Origin of the sequence: Weissella coleopterorum, assembly GCF_011304355.1 — a bacterium.
GTDB classification, from domain to species: Bacteria; Bacillota; Bacilli; order Lactobacillales; family Lactobacillaceae; genus Weissella; species Weissella coleopterorum.
On the sequence record NZ_CP049888.1, the window covers coordinates 406,281 to 423,130 of the forward strand.

The window sequence follows — 16,850 nt, forward strand, 5'->3', positions numbered from 1 at the left end:
CTATGGGATTAACAATTTTATTTGGGGATGGGACCAAGGATCGTGAATTGGGTTTGCTTGAACAGATTCAAAAAAAACGTTATGAGAATCCCGATGCACAATTTTTTTATTTAGTGCCGAATAAAATAAAATTTAAAACGGAAATTAACGTCCTAAAACGCTTAGCAGATTTGGATCAAAGGCGGGGATCAACATTGGTGACGCCTCAAATCCAGGTCTTTTCATTGTCCCGTTTAGCTTGGTATTACATGAATGAAACAAAACTATATCAGAGTGCTAATCTTTCACCAGAAGCCCTGGTAATGTTAGTACAGAGCCTTTTGAATCAACATCGATCAGAATTGAAGTTATATGGTAATTTATTGAATAAGCAAGGTTTCATTAGTCAAATGGCTAATCAAATTCAAGAATTAAAACAGGCTGGTCTCACTTGGGATGAAGTTCAAATGATTGCTGACCAGTTAAATGATGAGCCGGTCTTACAGAGTAAACTATTAGATTTAGCTATGATTGGTATGAACTTAGATCAGGAGTTAGGACGTCGTAATCAATTTTTAAGTAGTGATTTATTAGGGGTGCTCAAACAGTATTTATTGCGAGGAGAAGTCGACCTCTCAGATCAATATTTTTATATTGATGGGTATTCTCAAATGACCCCGTCTGAAGTTGGGGTTGTGGAAGCCTTAATTGCGATGAGTGCGGGAGTCACCATTGCGCTACCGGGTGAGTATGGTTCAGCATCCCATTTGCAACAAACTTTAGATGAAAATGAATTATTTTTCGCACCTAAGCTTTTAGCGCAAAAACTACAAGCAATTGCACATAGTTATCAGCAACCAGTCACGGTTCAATCACTGGAAATGACGCGGCAAATGACCCCAGGATTACAACAAGTTTCGGATTTTTGGATTGAATATGAACATAATGGGATTCCGCAACCAACCACTAATTCAGCTGTGGAATTATGGAGTGCGACTTCACAATATCAAGAAGTCGAACAAATTGCTCAAAAAATTCATACCGAGATTGTCAATGGTCGTGCGCGTTATCGAGACTTTGTTTTGATGACCCCTGATTTAGGTCAATACCAAAATATTTTACCGGCAATCTTTGCCAAATATAATCTTCCGTTATATTTAGATAATGACCAGATGATGACAAATCATCCCCTGATTGCTTTTCTTAAGCAACTTTTGAACCTAGGACCGCAATATCAATTAAACGCCATTTTAAATTTGCTTAAAACGGAGTTACTAGTACCAGCAGGAGTTGAATTGGATGTTTATCGTGAAGCATTAGCGATTACAGAAAATTTCACCTTATCGAAGAATTATTTTGGCCAGCGTTGGATCGATCCGAAACCTTGGCAATATGATTATCAAATTGATGAAAATAGTGAAGAAAGTTTACGAAAACGTGCAAGTGAAAATGATGCACAATTGGCATTAATTCATGATCAAGTGGCACAGAAGGTTGCGCCATTCTTAACACAGTTAGCACAGAGCGCGAACGTGCGACAAATGGTGCAACGGTTGTATCAATTTTTAAAGGACGAAGGGGTTGATCAACGAATTTTAAAATGGCGTGATCAAGCCGTTGAAAAGGGTAATATGGCGATTGCGCAGCAAATGGAGCAAGTTTGGAATCAGTTAATGGCGATCTTAGATGATGCTGTTATGGTTTTTGATCAGCAAACACTAACTGTGGCCGAGTTGAGTGATGCCTTAATGTCTGCCTTTAACAATGCCAAATATTCGGGAATTCCGGCGGCGATGGATCAGGTCTTAGTTACCGAAACGGGAATGGTCCAGATTGTTGGAGTCAAAAATGTAATTATTTTTGGTGCCACAAGTGCCAATTTACCAGCAACCGTACATCAGAAAGCACTTTTACAGGATCTTGATCGTAAAAAGTTACAAAAACAGTTACCACTTGGCAAACAATTACGTGATACTACTGATGTCATGATGGCACAAGACAGCTTGAATATTTATCAAGCGATGATGATTGGAAGTCAAAAAATTATCTGGTCGTTTCCAACCCCTGATGGTAGCAATAAACTTAAACCCGCTACATACATTGAACGCTTAAAGCGGGCCTTTCAGTTACAAGTGCAACATAGTGGCTTTTTAAATGGAGCTAGCCAGGACATATTACAGTTAGATCAATTGGTGGGAACCATTGCAAGTACCCGGGCACAATTTATTTTAGCTGCGGGGATTGCCAAACAAAATCGACAATCATTAGATCAAGGATGGCAATTGGTCAAATTAACGCTCGATCAGGTAGAGCGACAGCATCCTCAAGCTAGTGCCACCCAAAAATATCGAAAACTTCTGAGCGCATTAAATTATCGAAATCAGAGTCAAACGATCGACCCAAAATTAGTGCAGGCCTTATTTGGTAAAGAACTGAAAACATCAATATCTCGGTTAGAAACTTATGCTAAAAATCCGTATGAATTTTTCTTACATTATGGTTTGAAATTACAACCTCGTTCAGAAATGGAATTGACCGCGGGAGAACAAGGCTCACTGATGCATGCGATTTTAGAACAGGTATTTCTGAAACTGCAACAACAGCCATTAGGGGTATTGAGTCCGGATGCTTTAAAACAATTAGAGATGCAAACGATGCAGGAGATATTAACTTCAAATGATCCTACTTTTGAAATTTTCACTACTAGTAAACGGTTTGAGTTTATTACCCAGAATTTAGCTGAACGGGTCCACTATGCTTTGATTAATATGCAACGTGGTCAGCGTTTAAATGCTGGAATTACAACGCAGGGTACAGAGACAACCTTTGGTGCGGGTAAATTGAAGCCGTTACAATTTAGCGTGCAGGATCAATTGGTAACCCTACGTGGAAAAGTCGACCGATTTGATTTAGTACATAATACCCAACGGCAACAAGATTATTTGGCAATTATTGATTATAAATCGAAGCAACGTAAATTTAATTATACGGAGGCCTTCAATGGTCTTGAATTGCAACTATTAACCTATTGGCAGGCAATGAATCAAAATCAAACTGGGACTTTGAAGGTGCGAGCAGCAAACTTCATGGAATTACAACGTGAGTTACATGAACCAGTCGCTAAAACCGGGCAAGAAACCTATCAATTACAGCAACAAACGGCTTTAGAAGCATCTAGGCAGGAATTGAAATATCAAGGCCTGATTGAGGCTGATGAAAGTTTTATTGAGCAATTAGAGCGAAATGATGAAACCCCTTATCGCATTGAGCGGAAAGCTGATGGGAATTTTAAAGCAAATTCAGATGTGATTCAATCAGAACATTTGACAACGCTTTTACGGTTTAATGAATATCAAATTAAACTAATAGCTCGTAAAATTCTAGCCGGTCAATTTCCAATTTCGCCATTCCGGCAAGGTACTCAAAACGGACTACAGTACACTGATTATCGCGATGTCATGCAATTTGATGCAATGTTGAACAATAAATATCACGACTTAAAGCCCTTAAAGGCAGCGGAAGCACTAAAGCAGATGCAGGCCCAATTAGATAAGCAAGAGGAGGGAGAATAATGCAATTAACGAAGCAACAGCAAGCTGCCATTGAAACGCGTGGTCAAAACATATTAGTTTCAGCCTCGGCGGGCTCTGGTAAAACAAGGGTTTTAGTTGAACGGGTTTTGACGCGCCTCCTGGCTGGTGATAATATTGATGAGTTTTTGATTGTAACGTTTACAGAAGCTGCAGCGGCCGAGATGAAAGAACGTTTAGAGCGAGAAATCAGAGCACGTCTTCAGCAGGTAAATGGACCTCAACGGGGTCATTTAATGAAACAACTGCGGCTAATTCAAATCGCAAATATTTCTACTGTTGATGCCTTTGCTTTGCGCCTGATTGAGCAGTATCACTACGCCATTGATTTAGATCCGCAGTTTCGTTTGACGGATAATGCTGAAAAGAAATTGGCGATGCAACAAGTTTTAGCGCACGTCTTGGAACAAAATTATAATCAAGCAGATAATCAAGCCTTTTTAGATTTAGCAACGCAATTTATGAATAAAAATGGAAATGATACTCCCTTACAGGATGCCATTTTTAAACTATTTGATTTTGCGATGGCTCGTCCTGATACAGATGAGTGGTTAGCACATCTAGCTGATATGTATGAGTTTAATGGGGATTTAGTTGGTTCGAAGTTATATGTCGAAGCAGTTTTGCCAGAATTACGAGAAACACTGGGTGGTTTACACCAGCAATATGAACAATTAATTGCACGAATCCCCGATATGGAAATTGACGCAGCACAGAATCGGCGGCAAGATTTGATTACCGAAGATGAATACCTCCAGCAAATGTTGGCTAAATTAATCGAACAAGTTGATTGGCAAACTTTAAGAACTATCATGTTTCAGTTTAAAACTACACCATGGAACGCTAAAGGTCGGGGGATGCGTGGATTAGAGCCGGAGTTAAAACAGCTTTGGGGCCAAATTGGTGACGATCGGAAAGATTTACATAAAGCGGTCGAAAAATTGGCTCAAAAGTTCTTTACGCTCGATGGAGCGGGACTGAACTTGGCAATTGGGGGGGCTCAAGCGACGTTAAAGACTTTGGTTGCAGTCACCAACCAATTCCGACAAACTTATCTCGCTGAAAAAATTCAGCGGAAAGCGTTTGATTTTAATGATTTGGAACATTTTGCTTTAGATATTGTGCAACAACCCAAGATCGCTGAAAAACTTAAAGAACGATACGCGGAGATTATGGTGGACGAGTATCAAGATACCAGTAATTTGCAAGAAGCGATCGTACAGGCATTAGCACAAACGAATAATGTATTTCAAGTTGGTGATATTAAACAATCCATTTATAAGTTTCGACAAGCTGATCCCCAATTATTTGCTAATAAAATGGAAAGTTATGGAAGCAGTGCGACGTCAGATCAGTTGATTACTCTGGCAGAAAATTTCCGGTCACAACCTAATGTGACCAATTTTATTAATTATCTTTTCCAACAATTGATGAGTCGTGATTTGGGCGATGTTAATTATGTAGATAAAGCTAAACTGGTTGCGGGGGCACAGTACTACCCTGATGATTTACCTAAAAATGCGGAATTTATGATTTACTTTGATGAACATCAGGATGATGAGGATACCAAAGTCACCGATGAAAATTTGAGCTTAGCTGACGGTCATTTTAATTTAAATGCTGCAACCGGGCAAATTCAAATGATGGGGCAAAAAATTCAAACACTCATGGCGGATAAGTATGAAATATTTGATCGAGAGGCGCAAGTCAAACGTCCGCTTCAATATTCAGATATAACAATTCTAGTAGCATCTCGTACTCAGAATCCACAAGTGATTGAAATGTTTAAAACAATGAACTTACCCCTGGTGGTGAAAGATGCTGGTAATTACTTTCAAACCATGGAAGTTTCAATTATGATGGCCCTCTTAAAAGTAATTGATAATCCACACCAAGATATTCCATTGGCAGCAATTTTACGATCGCCGATTTATCAGTTAGCTGAAAATTCCTTGGCCTTAATTCGGGCCCAAAGTTTGACGGGTGATTTTTACACGGCTGTCAAACTTTTTCACCAATGTTCCGCTTCAAAATTAGCCGATTATGACCAAAAATTAGTTCATACGACCCAGCAGGTGATTGATCAATTCTTAAAAGACTTAGAATATTTTAAGACATTGGCGGTGCAGAACAAGTTAGTTGATTTGATTTGGGCCATCTATCAAACCACAGATTGGTTAGATTTTGTGGGCGGCTTGCCAGGTGGGGTTCAACGTCAAGCGAATTTACATGCTTTATATGAACGTGCGGCAGCATATCAACAGACTAATTTTACGGGATTATATCAATTTAATTATTATATTGAGCAACTTCAAAAGAATGCGGCAGATGATATTGGAGAAGCCGACGCTAATGAAGCCAGTGATGCAATCCAATTGATGACAATTCACGGATCCAAAGGACTTGAGTTTCCAGTGGTTTTCATGTTAAATACCACGAAAAAATTCAATACCCAGGATCAAATGGGACAGTTAATTATTGATAGTCATGCAGGAGTCGGACTGCAATATATCGATCGACCGTATGCTTTGAAGTTAACGCCGCCTCAGTATGAAAATGTCCATACAGCTTTACTTAAATCGGGTTTCGCGGAGCAATTGCGGGTCCTTTATGTGGCCTTAACACGGGCAGAACAACAGCTGTTCCTCATTGGTTCGTACAAAACGCCTGATACATTAGTCAAGCAGTGGCAACGTAGTCAGGTCACAGAGGCAAATCATGCTATGATTTCGCCAGCTGTACGTTTGCAAGGCCATTCGTTCATGGATTTAATGGGGATGGCAATTAGTCGTCATCCAGATTTTCAAACCGTTGCGAATGATTTGTTGGAAAATTATGGAGTTGAATTTGATCAAGTTTCAACATTTAATCCGGATATTTCATTTGAGTTTAAGGTAACATTTCAACAACACGATGATCTTGTATCATCAAGTTTGAACATGTCTAATCCTGATTTGCCATTAGTCGAATCGGCAAACAATGGAACCATGGCAACTTCTGCGGTCGTAGAGGCCCAATTGAATCAATTGCACGAAGCGTTTGATTACCAATATGATCACCTTGCCGCTACACGGACGACGGCGTATCAATCGGTCTCAGAAATTAAGCGCATATTTGAAGATCCGGATCTACGCGATGGACGAATAGTGGGAGATCAACGCTTATCAACTGGATTGGAATCGGGGTTGCGGCTGGTGAGTGATGAATTGAGTGAGCCAGCTTTCATGAGTGAAATGCAAACCAAACCGACTGGGGCCGCCCGAGGAACCGCTGCTCATTTGGTCCTACAGAAAGTTGATTTGACGGATGGAAGCCCGACTGTCGAACAGCTGCAAGCTTTAATTCATCAATTAGTTCAAGAAGAATTAATTGAAGCCAGTCTAGAATTTTTATTACCCGTACAAGCGATGAGTGAATTTTTCAAACATACGCAATTGGGTAAACAGTTGGTGGTTAAGGCAACGGATGTAAAAAGAGAAGTTCCATTTTCCATGTTAATTGATGCAAAACATTTATATCGAGATTTCAATGATGAAGAATATGTATTAGTGCATGGAATTATGGATGGATTTATTCCGGTTAATGATGAAATCTGGCTTTTTGACTATAAAACTGATTATCTTGCACCTGGGGTGGATGGTCAGGCCTTGTTAGAGCAACGATATAGTGGGCAAATTAATCTATACGCGCAAGCCTTAACCGCAATGGGGTATGGGAATATCCGTAAATTCATTGTGGCACTAAATACGTATCAGGTATTTGAACTATAATTAATTAGAATGAAGGCCACCGATTCGTCGGTGGTCTTTGCATATAAAAAAGCCGTACATTTTTGTACGGCTTTTATTCAGTAAAATTTAAGAGCTATCGGTAAATCCAATGATTACCATCTTCTGCCAATAATTCGTCAGAAGCTTTTGGCCCCATGGTTCCTGAAATGTAGTTAGGGAATTGAGCTACTTCTTTGTCCCAAGCCCTTTGAATGGCATCCACGAATTGCCAAGAGATGGATACACCGTTCCAATCAGCAAAGTTTGAACCATCACCATTCATGGCATCTTGAATCATGCGTTCGTATGGTTCAGGAGTACGTTCCATATCCAAATATGAAACTTCCCACTTCATAATATCAGTGCGGGTCTTAAATTCAGAGGTGGTATCCTTCGCATTGATTCGGAATTCAATGCTTCCCTTGGGATCGATCAAAATTGAAAGAACAGGGTTATCAAGTTCAATGTCATCTCCAAAGATACTTAAGCCCTTTTTAAAGACAACATCAACCCGGGTTTGCTTTGATTTCAATCGCTTTCCTGTTCGAATATAGAAAGGAACCCCATCCCAACGAGCAGAACGGAACTGCAAGCGGCCGGCAACGAAAGTGTCATTTTGAGAATCAGCTGGAACCCCATCTTCATCCAAATATTTAACTTGGCTTCCATCAATGTTCTCACCATATTGACCTCGAACGAAATTAGCTTTAACCTCATCCCCATTGTAAATATGGAGGGAATTAAAGGCCACATTCTTAGCCGCACGGATATCCTTGTCAGTGAAAGAAGCGGGCTTTTCCATCGCCAACCAAGCGACAATTTGCATGGTGTGATTTTGGATCATGTCCCGTAGTGCTCCGGCATCATCATAGTAGCCTGCGCGTTCTTCAACTCCCAAAACTTCAGACAATGTAATCTGAATGTTTTCAATATAATCCTTATTCCAAGTTGCATCAAAGAGTGGATTTCCAAAACGAATTGAAGATATGTTTTGAACCATTTCTTTTCCGAGGTAATGGTCAATTCGGAAAATTTGGTCTTCATCGAAAACTTCAGTTAATTGGTTGTTTAACTCCAAAGCAGTTTCATAGCTTACGCCAAATGGCTTTTCAATCATTAGTCGATTAAATTCACCGTTATCCGTAACTAACTTTTCACTCTTCAAGAAACCAGCAATCGTTCCAAAGAAACGAGGGGCGACGGACATATAAAAAATTCGGTTTCCTTTTAATTCATATTGAGTATCAAGGTCATTATTCAATTGAAGGAGTTCTTGATAGCCGTCCTTATTATTAACGTCCAATTTGAGGTAACGGAAGTGGGAGATGAACCGCTTAGCGTCATCTTCATCTTCAACCACATGATTAATCGATTCACGAACCATGTCATGGAATTCGGCACTGGTTAAATCGGCTCGTGAAGTTCCGACAATTGCGAAATGCTCCTTGAGGAACCCTTTTTTATAAAGATTATAAACGGACGGATACAGCTTACGCTTGGCTAGGTCCCCGGTTCCACCAAAGAAAGTTAGGAGGGTTGTGATTTCTTGCGGCATGATAATACTCCTTTTGATTAATCGATTCCATTACTGTGAATCCTATATTTCAAGTATAACAGATTTTTCAAGAAAGCGCTTTAAAAATGTAAAATCTTTACATTAACCGTTTTCATCGCTGTTCTGACTTGAAAAATAGCTTGTAGCTTGAATCGCCGTTTTCCAACCTTTTTTTAATTCTTTTCGTCGTTGAACGGACATTTGAGGAGTAAATTCACGTCCACGAGATGATAATCCAGCTAAGGCTTCAGGTGATTCCCAATAACCGATCGCCAAACCGGCTAAAAAGGCGGCTCCCAGAGGAGTTGTATCTTCATACATTGAGCGGTCGATCGTCAATCCGGTAATATCAGCTTGAAATTGCATTAGGTATGGGTTTCTTGAGACGGAACCATCCACTTTAATGGCCGCTAGTTGAGCACCGCTATCTTCACGCATGGTGCGCAAAATGTCTGCAATTTGATAGGCAATGGATTGGACGGTGGCCTTGATGAAGTCGTTCTTATTGGTTCCTCGGGTAATTCCAAAGACGGATCCACGTGCTTGAGGATCCCAATATGGTGCACCAAGACCAGCAAAGGCGGGAACCACATAGAGTTCATCATCACTGGTGGATTTTTCAGCAGCTTCCCAGGAGTCGGGGACTTCATCAATTAAATTCAATCCATCATTGAGCCAACGAATGGCTGAACCAGCGGTAAAGACAGAACCTTCTAAGGCGTAGACTGGCTTATCATTGATCTGGTAGGCAATTGTTGAAATTAAATCGTGATTGGAGTTAATTAATTGATCACCCGTATTTAATAGTAGGAAAGCACCAGAACCATAGGTGGTTTTAACAGTACCAGCTTGAAAGCCTAATTGTCCGATAAGCCCGGCATTTTGGTCACCAATGACCGCTGCAATCGGTACCTCAGCGCCAAAAAATCGAAGTGGACCAGTGGTCGCAATCTGTCCGTTTGACTTCGTCACTTCGGGAAGCATATTTTTAGGAATATTGAAAATTTTTAATAATTCCTCGTCCCAAGTGCGGGTGCGAATATTAAAAAGCATTGTGCGCGAAGCATTTGAAATATCTGTAATGTGGCTTTGGCGATCACTTAATTGCCAAACCAACCAGCTATCAACAGTTCCAAATAGTAAGTCGCCCTTTTCAGCTGCCGCCTGCGCTCCCTTGACATGGTCTAAAATCCAGCGAATTTTAGTGGCTGAAAAATAGGCACTCAAAGGGAGACCGGTTTTTTCTCGGATCAACTCTTCATAGCCATCAGCCTTCACTTGATCAGCGATAGTTTGCGATTGGGTAGAAGACCAAATAATAGCGTTATAAATTGGTTGCCCTGTTTGGCGATTCCAAACGATCGTGGACTCCCGTTGGCTGGCAATTCCAATCGCTTGAATTGATTGAGCTTGAATACCAGCTTCAATCATTGTATCCGTAATGGCATTCTTGGTGGTCCGCCAGATGGCTTCTGGAGATTGTTCTTCCCACCCCACCTGCGGGTTAATTGGGGTAAGAGGGATAGCGGTACTGGCAACACGTCGCGCGTTTTGGTTGAATAGGACGGCTCGTGATCCGGTGGTACCCTGATCAATTGCTAAAATATATTCTGGTCTTTTAATTGCCATACAACACTCCTTCTGAACTAAAAATAAAAGTTACTTGATAATTATTAACATCAGTATACCAATTTTTCAGGTTGTGCTAAACTGCTTTTGACAATATTTGGTTTGAATGCGCCATTATTGCTGGTACATTGCTAGAATGATCTGAAATAGTTTTGAATAATTTAATAGAATTAAATAGTTAACTATTTGCATCACAATCTTTTTGAAAGAGGAAGTGTTAATTTGGATAAAAGATCATTACTAGTAACAGCAAGATGCACAAATGGGTAAATGAAAAAAGTCTTAATCTGAGATTATGCGGGGGGACTTGGGATTTTATTTTGTATAGATTAAAATCAAATAATTTCATGATAAGGGCGGCTTAGAACCAGATTGATTTGGTTGTAATTGAATTTATGATGAAAGTTTAAGGTCTAAGCGGTAACGTTCGGCTTTTCATGTTATTATTAAAGTATCTATATTTGTAAAACACGAACAATGAAAAGGAGTGGATCATGAAAATACGGCGAAGTGATCGACTGGTGGATATGACGCGTTATTTATTGGAGCATCCAAGAACGCTGATTTCATTAACCAAATTTGCTGATCAGTATGAATCTGCTAAATCATCGATTTCAGAAGATTTGGCCATTTTAAAGAGAACTTTTTTGCAAAATGGGACAGGAATTTTAGAGACAATTCCGGGTGCAGCGGGGGGCGCACGATTCACCCCAATCATGTTGGAGAAGGAAGCTCAAAATTTTGTTGCCGGGTTGGTGAACGAAATTAGTGATGAAACTCGGGTTTTGCCCGGGGCTACGTTTACTTGTCAGACTTATTGGGACAAACTTGGATTTTACAAAAAATTGGGCGTTTGATTGCGACACAATACATAAAAGAACCGATAGATGCGGTCATTACAGCTGCCACAAAAGGAGTGCCTGTTGCGCAGTCAGTTGCAGAAGCATTAAATGTTCCATTTGTGATCGCTAGAAATGATACAAAAGTAACTGAGGGGCCTACCATGTCTGTTAATTATGTCACGGGTCAAGCTAAGCGTTTAGAGAAAATGGAACTTTCAAGGCGTTCACTCCCCATGGGATCACGAGTTCTAATTGTTGATGATTTCATGAAAGCTGGCGGAACGATTCGTGGAATGGAATCATTAGTTCGAGAATTTGAAGGAACTGTGGCTGGAGTGGCGGTAGTAGTTGAAGGTGAGGTTGAGCACCGAGTGATTGATAAGTATACCGGATTAATCCATGTGAATACGGACAAAGAAGGTGGCTTGTTAGATGTGCGGGCCGGTAATTTTAGAGATGAAATTTATCAGGATAATGCGCAATTGCAACAATTATCACAAAAATAGTTAGGTTTAGATTGAAAGTGAGAGCATGATGGAACGATATAGCATTATTATGGCGGCTGGTAAGGGAACTCGGATGAAGTCTAAATTACCCAAGGTTTTACATCAAGTTGGTGGTAAAACGATGGTTGATTTGGTTTTGGATACTATTTTAGCAACTGGAGTTAAAAAAGTGGTGACAGTTGTTGGGCATGAAGCAGAATTAGTACAAGCTCAAGTGGCCGATCGATCTGAAGTAGTGGTGCAAGCATTACAATTAGGGACAGGGCATGCCGTTCAGATGGCGGCACCAATTTTGGCAAAACAAAAAGGCGCAACTTTAATTGCGTCAGGAGATGCTCCATTATTCACGCAAGCAACGTATGAACAGGCTTTTGCTTATCATGAGCAAAGTGGGAATGCGGTGACTGTATTAACGGCCAAAGCACAAGACCCATTTGGCTATGGACGTATTATTAGAGATCATGATGGTGCTGTCTTACGAATTGTTGAACAAAAAGATGCGAATAATACTGAGGCTAAGGTTGATGAAATCAATACTGGGGTCTACGTTTTTGATAATCAACTTTTGTTTACGGCGTTAGAACAGGTGAATAACGATAATGCCCAGGGTGAGTACTACTTACCAGATACTTTGGAAATTTTACGGAACCAAGCGCATATAGTGGGAGCCTATCAGATTGAAGATTTTAATGAATCAATGGGAGTGAATGATCGAATTGCCTTAGCCCAAGCAAATCAAGTGTTACGCCAAAGGATCAATGTTCAACATATGCGCAATGGGGTGACATTAATTGATCCTCAAAATACATATATCGACGTGGATGTCCAAATTGAAGCTGATACCGTAATTGAAAGTAATGTCATTTTAAAAGGAAAAACGGTCATTGAAAGTGATGTGATCTTAACAGCGGGAACTCGAATTATTGATTCACAAATTAAAGCGGGGAGTATCATTGAGAATTCAACCATCGAAGCTTCGGTGGTTGGGCCACAAGCAACAATTGGACCTTATGCTCATTTGCGCCCAGCTTCCGAGGTGGGCTTGCGGGCCCATGTGGGGAACTTTGTGGAGTTAAAGAAGGCCCAATTAGGAACCGATACTAAAGCTGGCCATCTGACATATATTGGGGATGCTACGATTGGATCTGAGGTTAACATTGGGGCTGGAACGGTCTTTGTGAATTACGATGGTCAAAACAAACACCATACAAAAATTGGTGATCGGGCTTTTATTGGCTCAAATACTAAGATTGTGGCTCCCGTTGAAATGGGGGCTGAGACAATCTCAGCAGCGGGGTCAACGATTACACATGATATTCCAGATCACGCGATGGGAATTGCTCGAGCCCGTCAAGAGAATAAGTTGGATTTTTGGGACCGCTTACCAATCGCAAACAAATTTAAATCTGCAAAAAAGTGAATTTTCACATTGAGAAAAAGCATAAAAAAAGCTAAAATTGGAATAGATAAAAAACGATGATAATCGGTTTTGGAGGAAAAAATGGCGAAATATGCAGATCCGCATTTGAAGGTCTTTTCATTAAGTGGAAATCAGCCCCTTGCCCAAAAAGTGGCAGCGGCGATTGGAGTAGAACTATCAAAAATCAATATATCTCGTTTTTCGGATGGTGAAATTCAGATTAATATTGAAGAGTCTGTTCGAGGTGATAACGTTTATATAATTCAATCGACATCCGCACCGGTCAATGATAATTTGATGGAACTGCTGATTATGATTGATGCCTTGCGACGAGCAAGTGCAAAAACAATCAATGTCGTGATGCCTTATTATGGCTACGCTAGGCAAGATCGTAAGGCGCGTTCGCGCGAGCCTATTACCGCTAAATTAGTCGCTAATATGCTAGAAACGGTGGGTGCAACTCGGGTCCTTGCTTTGGACCTACACGCGGCACAAATTCAAGGATTCTTTGATATTCCTGTAGATCATATGGCTGGAGCGGCTAAGTTAGCAGACTATTTGATCACAAGTGGCATTGCAAATGATAACACCATTGTGGTTTCCCCTGATCATGGTGGGGTAACACGAGCGCGTGCCTTGGCTGAGTTATTAGGTTCAAGTGAACCGATCGCGATCATTGATAAACGTCGCCCGAAAGCTAATGTGGCTCAAATTATGAATATCATCGGGGATGTTAAAGGCAAGCGAGCCATTATGATTGATGACATTATTGATACGGGTGGAACTATCGCTAAGGGGGCACAAAAGCTGAGAGATGAGGGTGCTGCTGAGGTCTACGTTGTGGCGACGCATGCGGTCTTTTCTGCCGCGGCAGTCGACAATCTTCAAAATTCGGTTTTTGAAAAAGTCATTGTGACTGACTCAATTGATTTACCTGAATCTAAGAAATTTCCAAAGCTTGTTCAAGTTACGATTGCTGATATGATGGCAGAAGCAATTGTTCGCATCAATGAAAACCGCGCAGTTTCGCCAATGTTTAGAAAACGTTTTAATGTGAATGAAATCAGCAAATAAATTTAATTAAACAACCATCAGCTGAATTAATGTTGGGGTTGTTTTTTAATTGTTGCGCCTTTTTAATCATATTAAAGCGTCCGGTTAACTAGTGATTATCTTGATAATTAAGGCTTGTTTTTGGAATGTAAAAATGCTAAACTAATCCAATGTGAGTAGCACAAATAGTGCAACTTCTTGCCGGCAATTTGGACCGGCCATAGACCAAAAGGAGGAAATGTTATGTACGAAATGACTTATATTGTTCGCCCTGATATCGATGCTGATGCTAAGAAGGCATTGGTTGAGCGTTTTGACGCGATTTTGACTGACAACGGAGCATCAATTGCTGAATCAAAAGATTGGTCATCACGCCGTTTTGCTTATGAAATTGCGGGATACCACGAAGGAACATATCATATTGTTAACTTCACAGCTGAAGATGACAAGGCGATTAACGAATTTGATCGTTTGGCTAAGATCTCAGAAGATATCTTACGTCACATGGTTGTTAACCGCGAAGTTAAATCAGAAGCTAAGTAATTAGTAGCATCGCTGTTAATTTGAATTGAATGAAAGGAGACTTTGTATGAATCGTGTAGTACTTGTTGGACGTTTGGTCCGCGATGTTGAATTACGCTATACTCAATCTGGCACGGCTGTAGCATCGTTTAGTGTTGCTGTAGATCGTCGTCGTACTAATCAAAATGGTGAACGGGAAACTGATTTTATCAATGCAACGATTTGGTCAAAAGCGGCTGAGAATTTTGCGAATTTTACTTCAAAGGGTTCAAGAGTGGCAATTGATGGACGTTTACAAACTAGTAGTTACCAAAATCAACAAGGACAAACGGTCTATCGTACTGAAGTCATCGTTGAGAATTTTGACTTATTAGAAACGCGGGCTGAATCTGAGGCTCGCCGCTCAAGTGCAGGTAATAATGGAAACAGCAACCAGAATAGCTTTAATGCTGCTCCGGCTGGTAATCCGTTTGGAACGCCCAATAATAATGAGAATAATTCGGGGAATGTCTTTGGTGGGAATAATAATTCTTCGACCAATGCATCCAACAACAATGATCCATTTGCTGGTGGTCAAGAAATTGACATATCAGATGATGATCTACCATTCTAATTTCAAATTATTGAAATCATTATCAGGAGGAATTGAACATGGCACAACAACAACGCCGTAGTGGCGGACCACGCCGTCGTCGTAAGGTTGACTTTATCGCAGCTAACCATATCGAATATGTGGATTACAAGGATACTGAATTGTTGGAACGTTTCATCTCAGAACGAGGTAAGATTTTACCTCGTCGAGTAACTGGAACTTCAGCAAAGAACCAACGCAAGGTAACAACTGCTATCAAGCGGGCCCGTATCATGGGACTTATGCCTTTCGTCGTTGAAGACTAAAGTTTAAATTCTGCCTCCATAGTTGATCGTGGAGTAGAAAAGAAGAGATTAGGACTTGTTCCTGGTCTCTTTTTATTTGATAAATCAATTTTAGATGGTGGAACACAGGATTGGAGCCTGAGAATGGGGTGTTCTGTGAATGAGGTTAATTCATTATTTTTGAATTACTAGCGGATATGGTACAATAGTGCCATAGATGTTTTCTGTGGAGGACTGTGGAGATGAGTAAGATTTTAGTCGTGGACGACGAAAAACCGATTTCAGATATTATTAAATTCAATCTAACTAAAGAAGGCTATGATGTTATTATTGCGATGGATGGGCAAGAAGCTCTCGATCAATTTGAAGCGGAGAGTCCAGATTTAGTGTTGCTAGATCAAATGTTACCAGAAGTCGATGGAATGGAAGTTCTACGGCAAATTCGCACGAAATCACAAATTCCGGTTATTATGGTGACGGCCAAGGATTCTGAAATCGATAAGGTTTTGGGGCTTGAGATGGGGGCAGATGATTATGTCACCAAGCCGTTTTCAAATCGAGAGTTACTAGCACGGGTTAAGGCTAATTTGCGCCGGCGCGATAGTAAAGAATATAATGGTGAAGATGAAGATAACTCTGATGATATTAAGATTGGTGACTTAATGATTCATCCGGAAGCTTATATGGTAACTAAAAACGGTAAGGATATTGAATTGACACACCGTGAATTTGAGTTGTTATCGCATTTAGCTAAGCATATTAGTCAGGTTATGACTCGCGACGATTTGTTGCAAACCGTTTGGGGTTTTGATTATTTTGGTGATGTCCGAACAGTTGACGTGACAGTTCGTCGGATTCGTGAAAAAATTGAAGATACACCTAGTCATCCAAAAATTTTAATGACTCGTCGTGGTGTGGGTTATTATTTAAAAAATTCTGATGAGTAAAAATTAATTAGAGTGAAAAAGTTAGTTAGCGATAACTAGCTTTTTTATATGTTTGAAAATTAATGCATTGTTTTAATATTAAATTGTTAAAGAAATGCAAAATTTTTATTTAATAAGGCGGTATAATTAAATTAATATATAATGGACTGAATTTGTTATCC

The 16,850-nt window shown here is 40.2% G+C and carries 10 protein-coding genes and 1 pseudogene; 9 read left to right on the plus strand and 2 right to left on the minus strand.

The genetic code is table 11. The features are described 5' to 3' along the window. Positions 1-2 precede the first annotated feature (2 nt). Positions 3-3,551, plus strand: coding sequence for a PD-(D/E)XK nuclease family protein (locus tag G7084_RS02235; RefSeq protein WP_166009668.1), 3,549 nt, complete (start codon positions 3-5; stop codon positions 3,549-3,551). Beyond that, positions 3,551-7,339: a helicase-exonuclease AddAB subunit AddA gene (addA, locus tag G7084_RS02240; RefSeq protein WP_166009670.1), complete on the plus strand. Its 3,789-nt coding sequence runs from the start codon at positions 3,551-3,553 to the stop codon at positions 7,337-7,339. The genes G7084_RS02235 and addA overlap by 1 nt, the downstream gene beginning before the upstream one ends. A 94-nt stretch (positions 7,340-7,433) precedes the next feature. On the opposite strand, the gene zwf is transcribed toward addA, so the two are convergent. Together zwf and glpK are read right to left on the minus strand one after the other, a co-directional pair. Beyond that, positions 7,434-8,894 carry a glucose-6-phosphate dehydrogenase gene (gene zwf, locus G7084_RS02245; protein WP_166009672.1) on the minus strand — a complete coding sequence of 487 codons (1,461 nt, stop codon included), beginning with the start codon at positions 8,892-8,894 and terminating at the stop codon, positions 7,434-7,436. A gap of 102 nt (positions 8,895-8,996) precedes the next feature. After that, complete coding sequence (glpK, locus tag G7084_RS02250) at positions 8,997-10,523, minus strand: glycerol kinase GlpK (protein ID WP_166009674.1); 1,527 nt, start codon at positions 10,521-10,523, stop codon at positions 8,997-8,999. A 494-nt stretch (positions 10,524-11,017) separates the two neighbouring features. On the opposite strand from glpK, the pseudogene purR reads away from it, so the two are divergent. The 7 genes and pseudogenes from purR (at position 11,018) to yycF (ending at position 16,689) form a co-directional block, all read left to right on the plus strand. Next, positions 11,018-11,871 (plus strand): annotated as a pseudogene (gene purR, locus G7084_RS02255) (pur operon repressor). A 28-nt stretch (positions 11,872-11,899) separates the two neighbouring features. Next, a complete protein-coding gene (gene glmU, locus G7084_RS02260; protein WP_281346947.1) occupies positions 11,900-13,291 on the plus strand; it encodes a bifunctional UDP-N-acetylglucosamine diphosphorylase/glucosamine-1-phosphate N-acetyltransferase GlmU in 1,392 nt (463 codons plus the stop codon). Positions 13,292-13,372: 81 nt separating this feature from the next. Then, entirely contained in the window at positions 13,373-14,365 is a 993-nt protein-coding gene (locus G7084_RS02265; RefSeq protein ID WP_166009678.1) for a ribose-phosphate diphosphokinase, read from the plus strand. A 222-nt stretch (positions 14,366-14,587) separates the two neighbouring features. Further along, positions 14,588-14,887 carry a 30S ribosomal protein S6 gene (gene rpsF, locus G7084_RS02270; protein ID WP_166009680.1) on the plus strand — a complete coding sequence of 100 codons (300 nt, stop codon included), beginning with the start codon at positions 14,588-14,590 and terminating at the stop codon, positions 14,885-14,887. Positions 14,888-14,933: 46 nt separating this feature from the next. Further along, positions 14,934-15,479 (plus strand): single-stranded DNA-binding protein, encoded by a 546-nt coding sequence (gene ssb / locus G7084_RS02275; protein WP_166009682.1) that lies wholly within the window; start codon positions 14,934-14,936, stop codon positions 15,477-15,479. A 38-nt stretch (positions 15,480-15,517) separates the two neighbouring features. Continuing rightward, positions 15,518-15,763 carry a 30S ribosomal protein S18 gene (gene rpsR / locus G7084_RS02280; protein ID WP_006845931.1) on the plus strand — a complete coding sequence of 82 codons (246 nt, stop codon included), beginning with the start codon at positions 15,518-15,520 and terminating at the stop codon, positions 15,761-15,763. A gap of 221 nt (positions 15,764-15,984) precedes the next feature. Beyond that, positions 15,985-16,689, plus strand: a complete 705-nt coding sequence (yycF, locus tag G7084_RS02285; RefSeq protein ID WP_166009684.1) for a response regulator YycF — start codon at positions 15,985-15,987, stop codon at positions 16,687-16,689. The last annotated feature ends 161 nt before the right edge of the window (positions 16,690-16,850 follow it).

Excerpts from the sequence above, each read along its gene's own strand:
- G7084_RS02235 (WP_166009668.1), top strand. The coding sequence starts at position 3 with ATGGGATTAACAATTTTATTTGGGGATGGGACCAAGGATCGTGAATTG.
- addA (WP_166009670.1), top strand. The coding sequence starts at position 3,551 with ATGCAATTAACGAAGCAACAGCAAGCTGCCATTGAAACGCGTGGTCAA.
- zwf (WP_166009672.1), bottom strand. The coding sequence starts at position 8,894 with ATGCCGCAAGAAATCACAACCCTCCTAACTTTCTTTGGTGGAACCGGG.
- glpK (WP_166009674.1), bottom strand. The coding sequence starts at position 10,523 with ATGGCAATTAAAAGACCAGAATATATTTTAGCAATTGATCAGGGTACC.
- glmU (WP_281346947.1), top strand. The coding sequence starts at position 11,900 with ATGGAACGATATAGCATTATTATGGCGGCTGGTAAGGGAACTCGGATG.
- G7084_RS02265 (WP_166009678.1), top strand. The coding sequence starts at position 13,373 with ATGGCGAAATATGCAGATCCGCATTTGAAGGTCTTTTCATTAAGTGGA.
- rpsF (WP_166009680.1), top strand. The coding sequence starts at position 14,588 with ATGTACGAAATGACTTATATTGTTCGCCCTGATATCGATGCTGATGCT.
- ssb (WP_166009682.1), top strand. The coding sequence starts at position 14,934 with ATGAATCGTGTAGTACTTGTTGGACGTTTGGTCCGCGATGTTGAATTA.
- rpsR (WP_006845931.1), top strand. The coding sequence starts at position 15,518 with ATGGCACAACAACAACGCCGTAGTGGCGGACCACGCCGTCGTCGTAAG.
- yycF (WP_166009684.1), top strand. The coding sequence starts at position 15,985 with ATGAGTAAGATTTTAGTCGTGGACGACGAAAAACCGATTTCAGATATT.